The following is a 19479-nucleotide window of genomic DNA, read 5'->3' as shown; positions in this document are numbered from 1 at the left end:
GTGGCAGTCTTCGTTGGATGAGCAACACCGCGACAACCCGTCCCGTGATCCGCGCCAGCACCGCAGACATCGCGGCGGCGGCCGAGTTCCTGTCGCTGCTGTTCGACGCGCCGGTGTTGATCACCGCGTCGGATGAAGTGGTGGCAGCGCCGACCGAGCGGCACCTGGTGATGATCGTGGCCGAGCCACCGGCGGGAGGCGCAGCGTGATCGCCGAGATCCGGCTCCAGTCGAACAACGGGGAGTCCACCGCTCGCTTCTGGAGCGCGATCCTCAACGTGCCAGCCGAGGAACTTGGCGACGGTCGCTGGCGCATCACCCCGCCGGCCACCGGCCCCGCCGTGGTGGTGTCGACGGCGCGGGTGGTGGAGACGATCAGCCGTTACGTCGACCTCACCGTCGCCGTGGACGCGGCCGCGGCGGATCGGCTGCGGGAGAACGGGTTCGAGGTGTCCGTGGACGGGAGTCAGGCTGTGGGCACGAACGGCACGGATGCCACCGTGTTCCTGGGGCAGGCGCCGTGACGCTCACAGTCCCAGCACGGTGACGGCGTTCCCGATCAGCGGCGCCGACTCACGCACGTAGCGGGTCACCATCGCCGGCGTTCGGTGGCCGGTCTGGCGCATGATCGAGTGGTGGTCGGCTCCGGCCCGCGCGGCCTGGGTCACGAACCCCGCCCGCAACGAGTGCCCGCCCAGGCGCTCGACCGCTTCCGGCTCGAATCCGGCCCTCGACGCTCTCCGCCTGATGACCGCGTGGATACCGGCACCCGACAACGGACCCTCCGACAGGACCCCGTTGCGACACGACCGGAACAGCGGCGCGCGGCGGGCGATCTTCGGTGCGCGTGTACGGCACACGTGCCGGCTCCCGAACTCGGGCGAGTCTGAGACCAACCGGATCACCGCGTCCTTGCCGCCGTCCTCGAACGTGGAAACCACTGCGGCCCAACGGACGAAGGCGCACGCCGGGCAGCGCAGCGATTCCTTCGTGCGCGGCAGCGGGAATGTGCCACCCTCGCCGAGCTGATCAGTTTTGCTCTTGCGCAGATGGACGTGGACACCGTCCGCGGGGTGGAGCTCAACATCAGCTCCCGTGAGTCCACTGAGTTCGCTACGGCGGAACGCGCCGGCGAACCCCATCAACAGCAGCGCCGAGTCACGCCGCTCGCAGACCTCGCTGACCCAACCGGTTACCTGTTCACGGGCCGTCGTGACGAGCAGCACCACGTCGTCCGTGAGTAGAGGGGTGCGCGGCTTGCGCGGCCTGTCTCCGCGGCTGGCGTACTGCCTCCTGATCCCGGACATGGTCTGCCGGACCAGTTCGTGCGCCGCGGGGTTCGGGTCCATGCCCGCGCGGCGGTGCCGATCGAAGATCGCGGCGGTCCACTTGCTGAGCGTCACCGTGGAGTACGCGCGCTCACCGTTCTCGTTGACCGTCTCGGCGGCGTCGACGAGGTACGCGGCGATCACCGTCGGATGCGCGGGCAGTGCCTCGTACCCGTTGCGCCGGCACCAGCCCTCGAACCGTCGCCAGCCCGAGCTGTACGCGCGGCGGGTTCCCTCGGACTGTGAGTCGATGGTGGCGATGCGGATCCGTTCCACCACATCGGTGGGGAGGTCCGGCGGCTGCGCACCGGCTGTGACTGCGGGAAGGATCATGGCGCGGAAGGTAGGCCCGACACCCCCGCAGCGCAGGTACGCGGCGCGAGTACGGACACCCCGGATCAGCCGCCCCAACCACCGAGAATCCACACGCTTCCCCGCCCGTTTCCCCAGCTCACCGGCCTGCCATGTGCGGGAATCCAATTTCTCGTAGCCCCGCGCGCATCCATCGCGAGTGACTGTGCGGGGGCTGGTGGAGAGGGGGATTCGGCCTGGGGAAACGGAGGACGAGGAGGGTGCGGGAAGAGGTGGGCCGCAATTCTCGTCGGTAACGCGGGTTGGGTTTGAGCTGCGGATTCGGGGTGGAGGCGGCGCCCCGCACCTGTCTCCGCCGGGATCGCAGGCATGGTGCCGGCCATGACGACACCGAGGACGACCGTGACTGAGGACTACCGGAACTGGGACGAGGACCTCGTCGACGACGTCCCCACGGTTCAGATGGGGCCCGGCACCCATGACGATCGCCTGGCCGAGGCTGCGGATCAGCTGGCCGGCCTGTTGGAGTTCACGTTCGGGCACGGCGTGTGGGAGGACGCCCGTGAGGTCGCGTACACCGCGCTGGAATCCTGCCGCACCGCGCTGCGGGGCGCGATCGTGGGCGCACGGGCAGCCGCCGTGGAGGTGCAAGCGCGGGGGCTGGATGGCGTGGCGGAGCTGTGGGCGAGCGTGGAAGCCGACCTGTCGGACCGAGCTGACCACGCCGCCGAAGTGCGGGAGCGCGTGACCTCCGCGGTGATGCACCTGTCCGGGCTGCTTCGGCCGGACACCACGGACGAGGCGCTGGCGGTGATGGTTCAGGCCGCGGAGGCGATGAGCACGGGCCAGTTGCCCGGTGTGGTCGAGGCCCTGACGGCGGAGCGGGACCGGCTGGCCGCGGCGGTGCAGAAGCTGCGGCCGCTGGTGACGGTGGAGTCGACGTACCAGGAGCTGTGCGGCGTGGTCAGCGCCGCGGAGATGTTCGGCGGGCAAGCGCTGCCAGGAGTCGCTGATGCGTTGCTGGATGTACGCGCGGACCTGCCGGGGAAACGCGCGGCGGCATCGTCCTGGCGCTAGTCGAAAACCGCTCGCTCCGTGTCACTGCTCCGGCCTACTCTCCAGGTCATGACCGAGTCCGCGCCCGTCGAGCGCTGCGACTGTCCACGCCGCGACCACATCGGCTCCGAGGACGGCCGGTGCGTCAACCCGTCACTGCGCAGCGAGTCGCCTGACCTCTCCGGCTACGACGAGTGCGGCTGCTGTGTGGCGGACTGCCCTGACGTGCACCCGACACCCAGCCCAGGGTTCGGCCCGGTCCCGGGCTCGGCGGTCATCGCCAAGGAGCACTTCGACACGTTGCCTGAGGAGAAGCAGCGGGAGCTGCGGGAGCAGGAGGCCCGCGGCGAACTGCGGATCGCTCCACAAGCTGAGATGGTGCCGGGGTCGACCCGATGAAACTGTCGCTGATCGTCCTGTACGTCCCGCCGCCGACCCTCGACCGTGCCGCGGCGTTCTACGGGGCGATCCTCGACGCGGAGCCCGTCGCCGAGAAGCATGGCGATGGTCCCCGGCATTGGTCAGTCACTGGTGCCGACGGGTTGGTGATGGAGCTCTACCCGAGGGGGTCACGGCCGCACACGGCGACGCGTCTGGAGTTCCACGGCCCGGACATGGACGACGCGGTGCAGCGACTGATGGACCGGGCCTACGCGCTGCCGGAGCGGACACGGGACGGCGCCGGTTGGTGGGTGAGCGATCCCATCGGCAACACGGTTGTGCTGCTGCACGAGGTGTAGGCCCGAACCCGCGCCGCGCGCACCATCTTGTCGGCACCGCCGACATGCTCGCCCCATGAACGAGTCGACCTGGACTGAACCGCCCGACGTCGAAGACACACCGCCCGAACTGCTGCATGAAGTGCGCGCACTCCTGAATGAGTTCCAGGAGCTCGACAGCTCCGCCGACGGGTACAGCCAAGCTGTGACCGCGCTGCGGGTGGCACGGGACTTCATGGCCGCTGCGGTGACCGCCTCCGATCCCGCCTACATCACGGCGCAGCGGGAGGGGACGAACGCATGACCGGACCCGTGTACGACAACGAAGACGTCCACGACGACGGCGAACGGTGGGACGACGAGGAGCGCGACCGTGACTAGGATCGGACGCTGACCCCACCGACACAGAGACACCCCGCAACCGATTGGGCTACGGGGTGTTCTGCTGCTCGTGTCAGCGCACGGCCGTGGGGTCGAGCGCGCTGGTCGAAGGTGACGGCTGCGACTGCCCGGTGCCGGTCTGCGTGGACTCCGCCGAGCTCGGTCCGGCCTGGCCAGCGGGCTTCGGAGCGCCCGGCGTACCGGTTGACGGGACTGCACCCGTGACCGGTGCCGGAGCACCAGGAGCGGGATCAGCCTTCGGCGAGCTCGCATCAGCCGGCGCAGCGGGTGCAGGGGTGCCACCCGGCACCGCCTGGTCCACGCCTGCTGTCTGACCCGAGATCTGCTGCTGGTGCATGTCGTCGTTGGTCATGGTTCCTTCTCTCTTCTGTCCTGGGGTTCACCGGCGACGCGGCGGTATCACGCGGCGGGGGGTCGCGGCTTTGCGTACGTCGGCCTCGCGCAGGTACAGGCGGCCGCCGAACTCCTCGGCCGGCAGATCACCGCGCGCCACCATCAGGCCCACCGCGCGGTGTGTGCAGCCGAGGATCTTCGCGGCGGCGTGGCGGGAGATCCATCCCTCGGGCGGCGCGGTCGGCAGCTCGAGAGCGAGCACGTCGGCTTCGAGCACCATCACCCGGCCTGCGACCTCGTAGGCCGGCAGCTTCCCCTGCTGGATCAGGGTGTCGATGCGCCGCCGTGTCACACCCCGCAGCTCCGCTGCGGCTGGTCGGGTGATGAACGTGCCGCCCTCGGGTGCGGGACGCCTGATGGTTCCGCTCACGCCGCGGTCCCCTGGCGCAGCTCGCGCAGACGCGACCGGATGTCCGGGCCGAAGACGATGCCGTGGTCTTCGAGGATCGTGACGGGCGTCTGCGGGTGCATGCCCGGGCGGAGGCGCTGGTAGATGCCGACGAGCAGGTCTTCGGCAGAGGGATCGTCGCGAACGTCCCGCAGCTCGTAGGGCATGCCCTCGGCATCGAGCGATTTGGTCACCCACTTGCACGCGGCGCAGTTCGGCTGGGTCAGGACAGTGATGGTCATGGTTGGTCTCCTTCGAGGGGTTGGGTCAGGCCACCGCACCGCGGGGGCAGATGCGGGGAGGGGTGCTCGGCGCGGCCAGCTTGGCGAGGGCCTGCCGCCGCTTACCGGTCACCTTGAACGGGAGCAGCGGGGAGCGCAGGTACGCGGCTCCGAGCGCGGCGGCGAACGCGGCGTCGGCCCGGTCCTGGGTGTTCTTGTCGCGGGTGGCGTCCGGCCACGCGAGCGCGTACTCGGCGACCATCATGTCCTTGGAGGCTCCGCCGTTCCCGGTGGCGAGCATCTTGATCTGGCTCGGGGTGACCTCCAGCACGGGCGCGCCGGCGTGCACCAGTCCCTCGACCACGGCCCACCACAGGAACCCACGGCGGGACAGGCTGCTGTCCTGCGCCGAGACGGAGAACCGCAGCCCCTCCACCACCACGAGGGCAGGGTCGCAGGCGATGGCCTGCTGGACGATCCCGTCCACCAGTGCGCGGTGTCGCGAGACGTGCGCACCGAGAGTGTCGACCTTCGGCGCCGGGGAACGATGCACAGCCGTGTCGAGGTCGCCGGTCACCAAGTCGAGGGAGGCGATACCTGCGCCGGTGAGCGACAGGTCCAAGCCCACGACGGTGCGGCCGGCGATGGCGGGGTTGAGCAGGGTGACGGGAACGGTCATCGACGCGCCTCTCGCCGCGCTCGCAGCGTCAGCAGGAGGCGTCGCCACCAGCGGATGTCGGGGTGCTGTGCGGGACCGGTGTAGGTCACGGTCGAGTTCTCCTTCTGTGGTGGTGCCGGCCGCCGCGCCGTGAGGGCAGGCGCAGCGGCCGGGGCATGGGGTGGGTCAGAGGGTGGCGCTCTCGCGCAGCACGTCGGCCGTCGCGCAGATCAGCGCCCAGTAGTGATCCACGGTGGCCTGCACACTCGCCGCGGCCTCGCCGAGCTCCGCGTGAGCGAGCTCCGCGACGGGGTCGTACGCGGTCAGCGCGGCGTCGTGCCTGTCGAGGCCTCGGACCTCACGGGCCTGCCGGAACCGCGCGTACCAGGACGCGGCGGCGGCCTCTGCGGTGGTGAGCTTCTGGAAGAACCGCTGGCCGGGCTCGTCGAGCAGAACAGCGACGGCGGCGCGGCCGGCGGATTCGGTCCAGGCGTGCTGTTCGATCCACTCCGCATCGGTGAGCGTGGACGGGGGCAGGGTGATGGTCTCGGTGGTGGTCACGGGTTCTCCTTGTTTGCTGGAACTGCTCAGCCTGTTGCTACCGATACTACTGGCCGTACCGATACCTGGCAAGGAGGAAAGGCGCCTCTACCTGCGGTAATGTTCTCTGAAACAGAGAATCGAGAGATGGCTTACGCCGGGACCAGGTGGCGTGCGCGTGGCCGGTGATCGTTTGCTGTTGGTCGCGGCGCGGGTACTGATGCCCGTGCTGACGCCGCGGGGAGCGAGCTGGAGAACGCGGGCGGCGGCGGCGGACAGGTGGTGAAGGCGCCGCCGCCACCCCACCGCTGCGGGGAGTCAGGCCTCCGGCACTCGGCGTCGACAGGTACTCGACGGGTAGCGCTCGGCGCGGGTATCTCGTCGGCGGTGCCGGCGCAGCGAGGTGAGCTCGCCGAGTCTCTCGCGCCGGGTCTGCATTCCTACGGACTTCTAACTACATCCACCGCGAAGCGGGGGGGAGAGGGAACCCCTCCCGACTTGGAGACGCAAACGTGCGTGCCGGTGTCCACGACGCCCTCCGTCGCGCGGCATCCTGCGGCTGATCGATGAGCGCTACCACCCGCCGCCGCCGAGGTCCGGCGACGGGTAGAGCTTCGGGGTGTTCCCCTACGGCGACAGACAGAGCGCATCTACTTCGGACTTCAAATCAACTCTCGCAAGACTGCCCCGGCGGGCCGCAGGGGGTGGAACATCTTATGGGGGTGGAACAGGGGGTGGAACAAGAAACCGCAGGTGAGGTGGGGTGGAGCAGGGTGGAGCGTTCCACCCCCTCCCCCTGACTCTCGCGGCGTTGCAAACGCTAAAGCAGCTGGTTAGAGGCCTGTAGAGAGATATAGATAGAAGTTCGAAGTATTAGCTTCTATCTAGGTACTTACAGCTGAGATTCTGCGAGGGAGGGGGTGGAACAGCTCCACCCCGTTCCACCCCCTCTGAACAGGCATTTCTTGTTCCACCCCCTGTTCCACCCCTGTTCCACCCTCCAAGTTGAACCACGCTGTGAAGTAGCAAACAACCCCGCCACCTTGACGGTGACGGGGCTGTTGCGGACGGGGCGATCAGGCCGTGGCTGCTCCTCCAAGCGAACCGATCGCCGGGGCGGCAGTCAGCGGCGCCGACGGGCTCGATGCGAAACGCATTCGGATGCCGTCGAAGGTCACGCCCTCGCTGGCCTTGACGACGCGCAGAGCGTCCGCTCCGTACAGCGCTCGCTCTGACGGGCGCCCGTTACGGCGGACGCCGGAAAGCCACTTGCGCGCTTCCCCCTCGGTGAGGCCGGCGTCCCCCGCCTCCGCGAGCTTGCCGAGGATCCGGTTGGCGGCGCTCCGTACCCGGCTCTCGTCGTCGGCCGCCGCGACGCGCTTGCCGTGCGCGCGCAGCTTCTCCACATCGCCCGCGTCATCGGCTGCCGCACCGTCCTTCTCCGCCTCCGCGTGGGCGCGCGAGCGGCGGCTGTACTCCATGATCCAGCCGCTGTGCTCCCAGCACAGCTCATCGACGGTGAGCGTTCCGTGGTACGCGGCCACCAGACATGCCAGCCGGATCCGGACCATGAGCAGGTGCGAGTCCAGGTCGGAGAAGCCGGCGAGCGCATCGACGCCGGAGTCCTTCTCGGCCTCCGCCTGCGCGGCCTTGATGCTCTCGCACAGGGTGAACGCGGTCGCCGTGCCGACGGCGAGCGACGGCGGCGGGACGGTGCCCGGATCCGCGAGCACCGGCAACCCGACCGCCCGGTACGGGTCGGTGACGGCCGCGTGGATGAAGCGCTGAATGAACCCCAGCGACGCCGTCAGGAAGAAGGTCCAGGCCCGTGCAGGCTGCAGGCCGCCGGTGAGGAACAGGTTGTACGGGTCCATGTCGCCGGACAGGGTGGCTTTGGTGCCGGCGTTGCGGCTCGCATCACCGATGTCGGCGCGCGCCCACGCCGCGCACAGCGTCTGCATCGTCGTGCTCTGCGGGCCACCGCTGCGGGCGATCAGCGCGCTCATCTCGTCCTCGTGCACGTGAAGCGCCAAGTGCTCGTTCGGCCGGAACTGCGACTTGCCCTTGATCACCTTGCCGGTGTCCTCGTCGTACAGCGGCTCGATCTCGCCGTACAGGTCGACGAGCACCTGGCCGGAGCCGAGCCGGTGGGTGCGGTTCAGGGACTCCGCTCCGACGCCGATGAACACCTCCGGCAGCCCCGGCGGCGGGGTGTCGCCGGTCTCGGCGGGAGTGGCGCCGGGGCGAGTCACGCGGCCGATCTGAGTCCAGTCGTGCGGCGAAGCGCTCATACGCGAGGACTGCGTCTTGCCGGTCCCGGAGCGGCCGACCGCGGCGACGAAAGTTGAGAGCGGCTGCCCCGGGAACGGTCCGAGGTCGGTGGGCAGACGCATGCCGAACCGGACCAGGTCATTGAGGTACAGCGCGATCGGGTGCACCGCGTGCGCCCGGCGCGCGGCGTGGAACGTCGCCCGCGTCAGGTCGCTGTAGTCCATGACGTGCTCGAGGATCTCCGGCGTCGAGTGGAAGCCGAGCGGGTAGACGGCTCGGTCGTTCGGATTGAACCCTCGGCGCTTGATCTCGGCCCACGCCTCGAGCTTCTCCGGCGGGATGCCCGCGTCGATGTCGTCGGCTTCGACCGCGGTGTCCTCGTCCGCCCCGTCGGCCGCACCAGCGGTCGGCTGCGCGTCGCCGCCACCCTGCACCACGGTGAGCGTGGGAGCCGCCGAGACGGTCGGAGCACCCACCACGCTGTCAGCGCCGACGAAGACCGCGCCCTCCTTCGGAGCCACCGCGTGCTGACGGGAGCGCATCACCGCGGCTGCCTTCCGGAGCTCCGCGGCTGCCGTGAGGTCACCCCGCTGCTCGGCCTCGTCGGCCGACTCGTCGAGATCATCGGCGTCGATCGGGGTGAGCTCCTGCTCGCCCCCGAGACGGATCCCGACGCTCGCAGCGACGCGGCTGCGGGACTCTCCGCGGAGCGCCGACGCCAAGTCCAGTCGCGAGCAATGAACGCCGAGGTTCAGCGCCGCCATCATCGTGCCCGACCACAGGTGAGCGCCCGACCCGATCTCGCAGTCACCGTGAAGGGTGACCGACTTGTCATGCTCGGCGTCCGTCCAGTGCCAGACCTCGCAGCCGCAGCCGTCCACCTGCCCGGTGGGGCTGAGCCTGCGGTCACCAGCGATCCAGTCGCCCCACGGCACCTGATCGATCTCGGCGGTCAGCTCGATCGACCGCGCGTCCAGCTCGGACAGGGCGCGGCGGGACCGCGGAGCGAGGCATCCTCGGAGGGCGGTCAGCGGTTCCGGGCATGGCAGCGTCGCGTCGAACAGCCACTTGGGAGCGGTCGCGAGCTGCGCCTCCTCAAGGGGCACGGCGAGGTCCAGGGAGCTGCCGGCATAGGCCGTGTACGCGACGCCGGGCGCGTCGATCAGCGTGCTCAGCGGTGCCACCACGTACTTCGAGCCCGCCAGCACGTCGATGAGCCCTCCGCCCGGCAGCCGGACCTGCATGCAGCGCTCACCGCTGCTCAGCGCCATCGGATCGATGCCCTCGGGCACGCGGAGCCAGGTGTGCGACCCGTGGTGCTTCACGTTCCCCTCGATGAGGGACTTCGCCGGTGCCACGGTGAGCTGGAGTCCCGCGGCCATGGCGAGCTGCGTCGCCGGGAGATTCTCCGCGTCCAGGGCGATCAGGCCGGAGAAGCCGAGGTGCACCCCGAGGTTGCCACCCGCCGAGAGGTGCTCGAGCGCCTCGTCGACGGTGATGGCGGGGGCCACCTGCCAGCGCTCGCGGCTGGCCTTCTTGATCCCGGGCTTGAGCGGCATCAAGTGCCCACCGAGGGCCACGATCCGCTCGAGGACAGCGCGGTTCGGGTTCTGCTCGGTCACGCGAACACCGCCTTCCGCGCGGCCGCACGGACGCGGGCGTACACCGTGTCGACATGGGTCCACCACAAGGTGCTCGCCAACATCAGCCGCGGCACGGCGACGATCTCGGAGGTACCGACGGCGAGATCGGCGTCAGAGCGGCCGAGGGCGCAGGTGTAGGTCTCGTGCGCGGCGTAGTGCACGGCGAGGTCGACGCCGCGGCGGCGGTACACCGCGCAGCCGCAGGTCGTGGGGAACGGCAGTCGGGTGGCGAAGGGGCCGAGGATCTCGGACCAGAGCGGCGGAGGCAGAGGCGCCGCGCCGCGGTTGACGGCGAAGCGGGGGTGGGTCATCATGTGGTTGATTCCTATCCATGTGGAGTGGTGAGGATTTCTGAACGGCGTTGGGAATAGGCCCCCGACGCCGTTCGTCGTTCTCGGGGTTGGGTGGGTCAGGCGTTGAGGTTGGCGACATGGAACCTCGGCGGGAGACCGTCGTTCTCAGCGACGTCGGCGATGGACGGCTCCACGTCGATGGTGGACAGCCGGAGCACCTCGCTTCCGTCGTCGCTGTACCGATGCGCAGTCACGGCGTCACCCCACAGTCCCCGCAGCTCGCGCACGAGCGAGCTCTTCCCGGAGCCGGACGGTCCGCTGATCCGCACTTCGGCGCCGGCCTCGGACTCGTAGGCGGTGACCTCCACGCCCACCTTGCGCTTTCGCGCGCTGTACGCCTCAGCCTCCGCGGCGGCGATGTACTCGTCGACGTCGCTCTGGAGCACCCGGTAGGTGCGGCCGACGCGGATCGCGGGCAGGCGGCCGCGCTGGATTTCCTGACGAACGGTCTCGTCTGACACGCCGAGCTGCTCGGCGACAGCTGGCGTTCCGATGCGGATACGTGTGGTGGTGGTCATCGTCTCTCCTCCGGTTGGCTGGGCAGCTTGGGGAAGCTGGCTCCAGTTGTAGCAGTCACATTGGACACACATCGGAAACGAAGCCGCCGGATCGTGCCTGATCAGACTCGGAATCTGTCTCGATAATCGAGAGCCTGCTGGTCAGCGGGGACGGTGGGACAGAATCAGAAACGTTGTTCCAACTTTCGCGGGATCCTCTGCAGCGCAACGGTTCCTACTGCACCTCGGTACCGGGCCCATGAACGCGGCACGACTTCGGTGCGCGCCGGCCGGGCATCACAGCGGATGCCGGTCGACTCCTTCGGAACACCCCCGCTACGCGGGGAAGACGCCAGCATCGCCGCCGCGGTGGCGCTATCGGCGGGAACACCCCCACTACGCGGGGACACGAGGATCTCGGGGTGGACGGCGGCGCCCATCAGGGATCACCCCCGCTACGCGGGGAACACTTCGGTCGGCCGACCGCGGTGTAGACACACCAGGGATCACCCCCGCTACATGGGGAACGCACGGTGACCGTCGGGAACGAGTCCACGGCTCCGGCAACACCCCCGCTACGCGGGGAGCAATTCGCCCCGAGCTCGTCGAGGAGCGGGTCGAGGGGAACACCCCCGCTACGCGGGGAACGCTCGGCGGCCTTCCGGCGGTCCCGCAGCACCTTGGGAACACCCCCGCTACACGGGGAACACCGGGCTGTGTGACGGTGCCGACGCTGAGACCAGGGAACACCCCCGCTGCGCGGGGAATACGCGACGGCCTTGCACCCGAGGTTGGTGGGCTTGGGATCACCCCCGCTACGCGGGGAACAAGAGCCGACAGTATCTGAAGCCTGCCCGAGATGCATAGCCTCCACGCCCTGCACCAGCGTCACCCGCGCCGCGCACGCCTCCGTCGGCGGGCGCTTGCGACGCTGCCGGACATGAGCACCAGCTACCGCGACCTGATCACCAACCTGCACCGCGGAGTGCACTGCGACGTGAGCAGCGCCCGCACCCGGCTACAGGGAGTCATCGAGCTCATGGACCGGGCGCATCTCCCTGCCGTGGCGGCCGACCTCCGCGCCGTGGAACAGCGCCTCGTGGACCAGGCCGACCGATGAATCCCACGCGCGCTCAAGGCATTCAGCCGGGGGACGTGACACCGGATTCGGCGGGTTGTTTGGTCGAGTCTGGGAGACTCGAACGTATGAGCAGGAGGAAGCGCCTTGGAGCAGCCGCCGTGGCAGCCGCCGCGGTGGTGCTGTCGGCGTGCTCGACGGGCGTGGCCGGACAGCCGGTCGCAGACCCCGCGTCGTCGACCGCGACAGTCGCGGTACCGAGCGCCGACCCCTCTGCCAACGTCGAGAGCACCTGGTTGACGATTCCTGCTGAGCAGGCCGCCGCTGCACCGCGGCGGATCACCCTCACGCAGTCGGCTACCGGCGCGCCCTGCACAGCAGGTCCGGCCGTGGCAGCTGCCGCGGCGGTCGGGCACCGCGGCTACCTCACCGCGGGGCACTGCGACCAGGTACCGGGGTCTAGCGTCACCGCGGGCGGGCAGGCCGTTGCCCCGTACACCGGAACTATCGCCGGCGAATACGGGGCGACCGTGACCTGGGGCGCATCGAGTGCCTCACCCACCGTGGCGGGCCGCAACGTGGTCGGCGTGTTGACGCGCGAGGCGACGCAGAAGCTGGACTATCACACGCCGGTGTGCGTGGACGCCGCGGTGAGCGGCGTACGGTGCGGCGTCCTCGTCGACGCCGACGAGGACGGGATCGGGGCCAAGGTCTCCACGGTCCCTGGCGACTCCGGCAGCCCGATGTTCCTGGTCGGCCCCCGTGGCGTCGTGCTAATCGGACTGGTCGAGGAAAGTGCAACGCCCTACTCATACGCGGCGTACCTGGATCCACTCCTCGCGCAGATGGGCGCGAAAGCACTCACCGATCGCACGGCTGCGGTGGACCCACGCACGGACCCGCGCTACTCGACCGCGACCACCTCCCAGTAGCGCGTCTGGGGCGGGTTTCCGCTGGTAGACCTGGCAAAATGGTTGCATGACCGATGACAACGCAGTCGCCATCCATGACCGCCAGGGGTTCCTCGACGCCATCAAGGCGATCGAGTCGGTGAAGGGCAGCATCAACCTCACTGGCTTGGAAACCATCCCCGGCGCCACCGACGGGTCTCCCACCGCAGCAACCGTCGCGCGGATCATCGCCGAGGCGCAGAAGTCCGTCGCGGCGAGTGACGTCGCGATCGCCGGCATCGTCACCGACCTGCGCGCGATCTACCGGGACGCAACCGGGGCCGACAGCGCCGGCGAGACCGGCGTCCTGGAGGCCTGACATGGCACCCAGCGGTGAGCACCGCGTCGAGGACCTCGGCAGCGTAACGGTCCAGGCTGCAGCCGTCGCGGCGAGCAATGCAGCTGCTGCGCTGCGCGCCGAGGTGGGCCGTCTGCACACGGAGGGCGAGGGTCTCACGGTCGCCAAGAGTTGCGAGGAGGCCACGGCACGTGCCGGGGCAGCTGAGCGACTCTTCGCTGCCCTTGCGGCCACCGCGAAGGCCCTGAAGATCCGCGAGGACGCCTCGAAGGCCTGGAACCGGAACGCGCCCAAGGACTCGGAGATCAAGGCCGCAGAGGAGGCCGTCACCGCGGCGAAGACGAAGTTGAAGGACGCCTCGGCCGCGAGCGGGGACACCAGCGCGGCCTCCAAGGAGCTCGAGGACGCACAGAAGAAGCTCGGTGATCTGCGGCGACGCCGCCGCGAGGCCGACGCAGCGTACGACAAGGCCCAGGAGAAGGCGGACCTGGCGCTTTCGAAAGTCCGGGCGGTGGAGGTGATCGGTGACGCACCCGGAACTGGTGCTCCCAGTGGCGGCACCCCGGCGCCGGCCCCCGGCACAGGCTCTCCCTCCCCGGTACCGGCAAGCCCTCCACCGGCACCGGCACCCCCCTCCCCCTCCACCGGCGCCCCGGGCAAGACCACCGCCTCCGGTACCGCGAAGCCGTCCGCCACTCCCGCCGCTACCCCGTCCGCGAAGCCGTCCACCACCGAGACCAGCACCGCCACGCCGGATTCTGCCGCCGCTCTCGCAGCGCTCCTCAGTCAGCAGCAGCAGCAGCCGCAAGCCCAGCAGGCGCAGCCCACCGCGCAGGCGACGCCCACGGCCGCCACCCCGCAGCAGCAGCCGGACAAGGACAAGGATCTGGCACAGTCCAAGGCCAGCCCGTGGGACAGGATCGTCGGCGCGGACGGGGTCCTCGACACCGGCGACCTCGCGACCCTCGGCGTCGGCGCACCGCTCACCCTCGGCGGTGGCAGCTCGCACGCCACCCCCGCCGCGACCGTCACCCCGAGCGCGCCGGCAGCTGCGGCACCTTCTACGACTGGTCTCAGCGCCAGTGCCACCGCCAACGCACAGCCTGTGACTTCCGGCACCTCGGCGCAGGGACTGAACACCACCACCGACGTCAGCGGTAGGTCGGGTGAGCCTCGCGGCGCCTTCTCCGTCGGCCCGGAGACGAAGACGAGTGGCGCCACGGGCACCGGCACGAGCGGTACCGCTCCGGCTCATGCCGCTGGTACACGCCCCATGGGCGGCGGCATGCCCATGATGCCGATGGGCGCGATGGGCGGCCCCGGCGGCGCAGGCAAGGACCGCGAGCAGGCGCAGACCGCCGCGGCGTCGGGAAGTGCGGAGAGCGATCTGCTCCACGGGCGGCACACCGCTGCGGAGGCGGTGCCCGGCGGCACCATCGCTCAGAAGGATCACCCCCGCCGGCGAGGCGAGGACGCGGCGTAAGTCAGGGCCCGCCGAGGCCGTACACCCCACCGCTTCCGACACGACGCAGCGGGTAACGACTCCGCCCGCGAGCTGCTCGTTTACGGTTACCTGGAATAGGTTCTCTACCAGGAGTTGACGCGTGTCCAGGTTGTCCGATCTGATCCGCCAAGCCAAGGCTGCGGACTCCCAACTGGGTGCTGACTTGGAACGGGAGTTCCGAGCCCTTGGCAAGCGCCGTACGTTCGGACTCGTCTTCGAGCGGCACCAGCCCGAGGCTGTCGAGCTGGCAGGACAACCGGTCAGGAAAGGCGACAAGGTGCGAGTGTTGCCGTCGCGTGGCGTCACTTCACGCGGCGATCAACGCCTGTGGTCGGTGACAGGCTTCGCAGGCAAGGGCAGCGACCGGGTGGCGCACCTGGTCGAAGTCGGCCAGGACGAGCCGCGGAATACCACCACCGCGCTCGTAGCCGACCTCGTGATCGTGGCGGAGTTCCGCGACGACATCTACCCCGGCCTGATCGAAACAGGTCGAGTCGAGCACGGCGGCGATAAGCCGTTCCACACCGTGATCAACGCGGAGAACTTCCACGCGCTGGAGATGCTGACCTACACGCACCGCCACGCGATCGACGCGATCTACATCGATCCGCCCTACAACAAGGGATCGTTCCGCGACTGGAAGTACAACAACCTGTACGTGGAGGCGGACGACGACTACCGGCACTCGAAGTGGCTCGCCATGATGGAGCGCCGCCTTCTCGTCGCTGCTGAGCTGCTCAACCCAGCGGACTCCGTGCTCATCGTGACCATCGACGAACTGGAAGTTCATCGGCTTGGCTTGCTGCTCGAGCAACTGTTCCCCGAAGCGCGAGTCCAGATGGTGAGCAGCATCATCAACCCGAAAGGTGTGTCCACCAACGGTGGCTTCAGGCGAGCGGACGAGTACATCTTCTTCGTCATGTTTGGGTCGAGTCACCCGGCTCGCCTGACCCTCGCACCGGAGTGGTCACCATCGCCGCGCGGGGCGATGGCCGAGGCCCCGGACCCAGAAGATGCGCGAGAGGTCGAGCCGGAGTGGACATCGATGATGCGCCGCGGCAGCAACTCGCGGCGGGTCGACCGTCCAACGATGTTCTATCCCATCTACGCGGACCCGGACACGAAGCGGATTGTCGAGGTTGGAGAAGCGATTCCGGCCGGCACGAGCGAGGCGCCCCCGAAGGAGGGACTCGTCGCGATCCTCCCGCTCCGGCGCAACGGAAGCGAAGGTCGATGGCAGGTCGGCGCAGATGAGCTGCGCTCCCGCATGGCACAAGGCCGGGTGCGGCTCGGGCGCGCAACCGCCTATGGCTTCGTGGTCAACTATCTCCCCGACGGTGCGTACGCGGACGTGCAATCCGGGAAGTACGAGGTGCGCGGGCGTGCCGACGACGGCTCGCTGCTCGCTTACCGGGCGGATCTCGGTGACGACCGCGTGGCTCCGACGCAGTGGAAGATTCAGTCTCACAACGCCTCCGAGTACGGATCAACTCTGATCAGCGACATCTTGCCCGGGCGGAGGTTCGACTTCCCCAAGTCCCTCTACGCGGTCGAGGACACGATCAGGTTCTTCGTCCAGGACAAGCCCACCGCGGTGGTGCTCGACTTCTTCTCCGGCTCTGGTACCACCGCGCACGCCGTGATGCGCCTGAACAAGCAGGACGGTGGGCAGCGACAGTGCATCTCGGTCACCAACAACGAGGTCTCCGCCGACGAGCAGGGTGCCCTGAGCGCTGAGGGTCTGCGACCCGGCGACCCCGACTGGGAGAAATGGGGGGTGTGCGACCACATCACCAAGCCCAGGATCAAGGCAGCGATCACCGGCAAGACACCCGATGGCGACCCGCTCCGCGGTGCCTACAAGTTCACCGACGAGTTCCCCATGGCCGAGGGCTTCGAGGAGAACGCGGCGTTCTTCACCCTGACCTACGAGGGTCCGCTGTCGGTAGCCCACCACCGTGCCTTCGCGAGGGTCGCGCCGATGCTGTGGCTGCGCGCTGGGGCGCGCGGGCCGATCATCACCGAGATCGGCGACAAGGGCTGGGACCTCACCGACGTGTACGGCGTACTCGACGACCTCGACACCGCGGCCCGCTTCGTCACCGAGGTGAAGAAGACGCCGGGCGTGGCGATGGTGTACATCGTCACCGACGACGACCTCGCCTTCCAGATGGTGTGCCGAGAACTACCCAAGGGGGTCCGGCCCGTCCAGCTCTACGAGTCGTACTTGCGGAACTTCGAGATCAACTCTGGGAGGTTCGCCTGATGGAGTACACGCTCAAGGACTACCAAGTCGGTGCCGTCGCGGGTGTGCTCGACAACCTCACGCAGGCGCGCACCCTCTACAAGCAGTTCGGCTCCAAGTCGAGGTTCGCGCTGTCCGCCGTCACCGGCGCGGGCAAGACCGTCATGGCGGCCGCCGTCATCGAGGCGCTGTTCTTCGGCAGCGACGAGTTCGACTTCGCCGCCGACCCCGGGGCGGTGGTGCTCTGGTTCAGCGACGACCCCAGCTTGAACGAGCAGTCGCGAAGGCGGATCCAGGCCGCCGGTGGTGAGCAGCTCGACTCGCGGCTGCGGATCATCGAGTCCACGTTCAACGAGCCGAAGCTGCGACCCGGCAACGTCTACTTCCTCAACGCGCAGAAGCTGAGCAAGGGCGCGCGGCTCGTGCGCGGTGACCGCAACGGCGACACCGACGAGATGGCACTGGTGCCTCGCCCCGACGAGGTGCAGAGCAACATCTACGACGTCATCGCCGAGACGATCGCCGACGAGCGGCTCACGCTGTACTTCGTGCAGGACGAGGCGCACCGCGGTTGGAACAACTCCGCCGGCGACCGCACCACCATCGTGCAGCGACTGGTCAACGGACACGGCACCACTCCACCGATGCCGATCGTCTGGGGCATCTCGGCGACGACGCAGAACTTCGAGGACGCGTTCAAGGACGCACCGCAGGGGCGGGTGGCACTGCCGGCGGTCGAGGTGGACTCCGCGCTGGTCCAGGCATCGGGACTGCTCAAGGACGACATCGTCCTGTCGATCCCCAGCGAGTCGGGCACCTTCGACACGGTGCTGCTCAAGCGGGCCGTCAGGAAGGTGATCGCAAGCACCAAGGCGTGGGCCCAGTATGCGAAGGAGCAAGGCGAGACCGACCCCGTCGTGCCGCTCCTGGTGGTGCAGGTGCGCGACGGTGATACCGCAGCTACCCAGACCGCGGTCGCCCGAGCGGTGGAAGCGGTCTTCGAGGAGTGGACGGACCTACCGACCCAGTCGTTCGCCAACGTCTTCGGCGAGCACCAAGACCTGTCCGTGAACCAGGTGCCCGTCCCTTACGTGGCGCCGGAGACGGTGCAGGAAGAAACGTGGATCCGGGTGCTGTTCGCGAAGACCGCGATCAGTACCGGGTGGGACTGCCCCCGGGCCGAGGTACTCGTCTCCTTCCGGCCTGCGGTCGACCCCACCCACATCACGCAGCTACTCGGCCGCATGGTGCGCACGCCGCTGGCGCGCCGGATCCCCGGCAACCAGGTGCTGAACTCCGTCGAGTGCCTACTGCCGTTCTTCGACCGGAAGACGGCGACCGCGGTCGCGGAGGAGCTGATGCGCGGCGCCACCGGCGGCGGAGACGGCGACTCCGGAGGCGGCCCCGGCCGGCGCGTGCTGTTCGACCCGGTGACCTTGCTACCCAACCCGGAGGTTCCCGAGGAGGTCTGGGAGCGCTTCGACATGCTGCCGGCGCAGACGATCCCGAAGCGCGCCGCGAAGCCCATCAAGCGGCTCACCGCGATCGCGAAGGCACTCTCCGACGACGACCTGATCACCGACGCCGGGAAGCAGGCGCACGCGCACCTGCACGCGGTCCTCGACGGGCGGCGTGTGCAGTACAAGGACAAGATCGACGCGGCGGTCAAGGACGTCATGACGATGGAGGGCGAGGAGCTGCGCGGGAAGCTGCACAGCAACACCGCCATCTCCCGCAAGGCCTTCACCGACACCGCCGACCACCGCGCCATCCAGGACGCGTACCGGGCCGCCGGCCGTGTCTTCAGCGCCGACCTCGCGCGGACCTACGTCGGGCACCTCGCCGGTGACGACGCCGACGACGATGAGCTCCGCGATGCAACAGTCCAACTCGCAGCGGCGGCGCTCGTGCCCGAGGTCGCGGAGGCCATCGACGACGAAGCGAACAAACTCGCCGCCGACTGGCTGCAGCAGACGCGGGTGCAGCGCAAGGGACTGACAGACGAGCGGCAAGCCGTCTACGACGAGCTGGAGTCGATGACGACGCAGCCGCAACCGATCCTGCTCACCCGTCCCCGGACCGGGCAAGCCGACACCAAGGTGCGCGACGCCGCCGGCAACGAATCCGACCTCCCGACACACAAGCACCACCTGCTCTGCGACGAGAACGGTGACGTCCCGGCCAACCTCAACGACTGGGAGACGCTGGTCCTGAAGCAGGAGATGAACGCCGCCGGCTTCGTCGCCTGGTGGCGAAACCCGTCGCGGACGGCGAAGGACTCCCTGTCGATCGCCTACCGCGACATGTCGAGCGGCGCGTTCAAGGCGCTGCGGCCGGACTTCCTGTTCTTCTCACGCCGCGCTGACGGGACGATCGCCGCGAACATCGTCGACCCGCACGGGCACCACATGTCCGATGCCATGCCGAAGCTGCGCGGCCTCGCCGACTTCGCCGAGACCTTCGGCGCCGAGTACGGGCGCATCGAGGCGGTCGCGAAGGTCGGAGACACCCTACGGGTCCTGGACCTGACGAAGGAGTCGGTACGCAAGGCCGTGCGTGACGGAGCCGACGCCAAGGCGTTGTACGAGTCGGACGCAGCGGTGGACTACTGATCGGAATCGCTT

At 69.0% G+C, this 19479-nt stretch carries 20 protein-coding genes; 12 read left to right on the top strand and 8 right to left on the bottom strand.

Annotated features, from left to right (window positions below):
* Positions 1–17 precede the first annotated feature (17 nt).
* The gene (locus tag R2K23_RS03540; protein WP_063975780.1) at positions 18–209 is read left to right on the top strand and encodes a hypothetical protein; all 192 of its coding nucleotides are present in this window, start codon (positions 18–20) and stop codon (positions 207–209) included.
* Positions 206–523 carry a hypothetical protein gene (locus tag R2K23_RS03535; protein ID WP_316514316.1) on the top strand — a complete coding sequence of 106 codons (318 nt, stop codon included), beginning with the start codon at positions 206–208 and terminating at the stop codon, positions 521–523. Before R2K23_RS03540 ends, R2K23_RS03535 begins: the two co-directional genes overlap by 4 nt.
* A gap of 3 nt (positions 524–526) precedes the next feature.
* Here R2K23_RS03535 and R2K23_RS03530 read toward each other — a convergent pair whose 3' ends face one another.
* Complete coding sequence (locus tag R2K23_RS03530; RefSeq protein WP_316514314.1) at positions 527–1660, bottom strand: site-specific integrase; 1134 nt, start codon at positions 1658–1660, stop codon at positions 527–529.
* 381 nt (positions 1661–2041) lie between these two features.
* Between R2K23_RS03530 and R2K23_RS03525 the strand changes: the two genes are divergently transcribed.
* The 4 genes from R2K23_RS03525 to R2K23_RS03510 are packed head-to-tail and all read left to right on the top strand — an operon-like array spanning position 2042 to position 3718.
* A complete protein-coding gene (locus tag R2K23_RS03525; RefSeq protein ID WP_316514313.1) occupies positions 2042–2716 on the top strand; it encodes a hypothetical protein in 675 nt (224 codons plus the stop codon).
* A gap of 48 nt (positions 2717–2764) precedes the next feature.
* A complete protein-coding gene (locus tag R2K23_RS03520; protein ID WP_316514311.1) occupies positions 2765–3094 on the top strand; it encodes a hypothetical protein in 330 nt (109 codons plus the stop codon).
* A complete protein-coding gene (locus R2K23_RS03515; RefSeq protein ID WP_316514309.1) occupies positions 3091–3435 on the top strand; it encodes a VOC family protein in 345 nt (114 codons plus the stop codon). The genes R2K23_RS03520 and R2K23_RS03515 overlap by 4 nt, the downstream gene beginning before the upstream one ends.
* Positions 3436–3490: 55 nt before the next feature.
* Positions 3491–3718, top strand: a complete 228-nt coding sequence (locus tag R2K23_RS03510; RefSeq protein WP_316514307.1) for a hypothetical protein — start codon at positions 3491–3493, stop codon at positions 3716–3718.
* Positions 3719–4195: 477 nt separating this feature from the next.
* On the opposite strand, the gene R2K23_RS03505 is transcribed toward R2K23_RS03510, so the two are convergent.
* The 7 genes from R2K23_RS03505 to R2K23_RS03475 form a co-directional block, all read right to left on the bottom strand.
* The gene (locus R2K23_RS03505) at positions 4196–4579 is read right to left on the bottom strand and encodes a DNA-binding protein (protein WP_316514306.1); all 384 of its coding nucleotides are present in this window, start codon (positions 4577–4579) and stop codon (positions 4196–4198) included.
* Positions 4576–4839, bottom strand: a complete 264-nt coding sequence (locus tag R2K23_RS03500) for a glutaredoxin family protein (RefSeq protein WP_316514305.1) — start codon at positions 4837–4839, stop codon at positions 4576–4578. The genes R2K23_RS03505 and R2K23_RS03500 overlap by 4 nt, the downstream gene beginning before the upstream one ends.
* A gap of 25 nt (positions 4840–4864) precedes the next feature.
* Positions 4865–5497 (bottom strand): hypothetical protein, encoded by a 633-nt coding sequence (locus R2K23_RS03495; protein ID WP_316514304.1) that lies wholly within the window; start codon positions 5495–5497, stop codon positions 4865–4867.
* A 165-nt stretch (positions 5498–5662) separates the two neighbouring features.
* Positions 5663–6037 (bottom strand): hypothetical protein, encoded by a 375-nt coding sequence (locus tag R2K23_RS03490; protein ID WP_316514302.1) that lies wholly within the window; start codon positions 6035–6037, stop codon positions 5663–5665.
* A gap of 1055 nt (positions 6038–7092) precedes the next feature.
* Entirely contained in the window at positions 7093–9909 is a 2817-nt protein-coding gene (locus tag R2K23_RS03485) for a bifunctional DNA primase/polymerase (protein WP_316514301.1), read from the bottom strand.
* Entirely contained in the window at positions 9906–10244 is a 339-nt protein-coding gene (locus R2K23_RS03480) for a hypothetical protein (protein WP_316514299.1), read from the bottom strand. Before R2K23_RS03480 ends, R2K23_RS03485 begins: the two co-directional genes overlap by 4 nt.
* A gap of 95 nt (positions 10245–10339) precedes the next feature.
* The gene (locus R2K23_RS03475; RefSeq protein WP_316514297.1) at positions 10340–10801 is read right to left on the bottom strand and encodes a helix-turn-helix domain-containing protein; all 462 of its coding nucleotides are present in this window, start codon (positions 10799–10801) and stop codon (positions 10340–10342) included.
* A 919-nt stretch (positions 10802–11720) separates the two neighbouring features.
* Between R2K23_RS03475 and R2K23_RS03470 the strand changes: the two genes are divergently transcribed.
* The 6 genes from R2K23_RS03470 (at position 11721) to R2K23_RS03445 (ending at position 19467) form a co-directional block, all read left to right on the top strand.
* Entirely contained in the window at positions 11721–11900 is a 180-nt protein-coding gene (locus tag R2K23_RS03470) for a hypothetical protein (protein WP_316514295.1), read from the top strand.
* Positions 11901–11986: 86 nt separating this feature from the next.
* Entirely contained in the window at positions 11987–12790 is an 804-nt protein-coding gene (locus R2K23_RS03465) for a chymotrypsin family serine protease (protein ID WP_316514294.1), read from the top strand.
* A 46-nt stretch (positions 12791–12836) separates the two neighbouring features.
* Positions 12837–13127, top strand: coding sequence for a hypothetical protein (locus R2K23_RS03460; RefSeq protein WP_316514292.1), 291 nt, complete (start codon positions 12837–12839; stop codon positions 13125–13127).
* Position 13128: 1 nt separating this feature from the next.
* On the top strand, positions 13129–14589 hold the full coding sequence (locus tag R2K23_RS03455) for a hypothetical protein (RefSeq protein ID WP_316514291.1): 1461 nt from the start codon (positions 13129–13131) through the stop codon (positions 14587–14589).
* A 355-nt stretch (positions 14590–14944) separates the two neighbouring features.
* A complete protein-coding gene (locus R2K23_RS03450) occupies positions 14945–16876 on the top strand; it encodes a site-specific DNA-methyltransferase (RefSeq protein ID WP_316514289.1) in 1932 nt (643 codons plus the stop codon).
* The gene (locus R2K23_RS03445) at positions 16876–19467 is read left to right on the top strand and encodes a DEAD/DEAH box helicase family protein (protein ID WP_316514287.1); all 2592 of its coding nucleotides are present in this window, start codon (positions 16876–16878) and stop codon (positions 19465–19467) included. The genes R2K23_RS03450 and R2K23_RS03445 overlap by 1 nt, the downstream gene beginning before the upstream one ends.
* The last annotated feature ends 12 nt before the right edge of the window (positions 19468–19479 follow it).

It is taken from the genome of Mycolicibacterium sp. MU0050 (assembly GCF_963378085.1).
Classification (GTDB): domain Bacteria; phylum Actinomycetota; class Actinomycetes; order Mycobacteriales; family Mycobacteriaceae; genus Mycobacterium; species Mycobacterium wendilense.
This window is presented reverse-complemented; position numbering and strand designations above follow the sequence as displayed.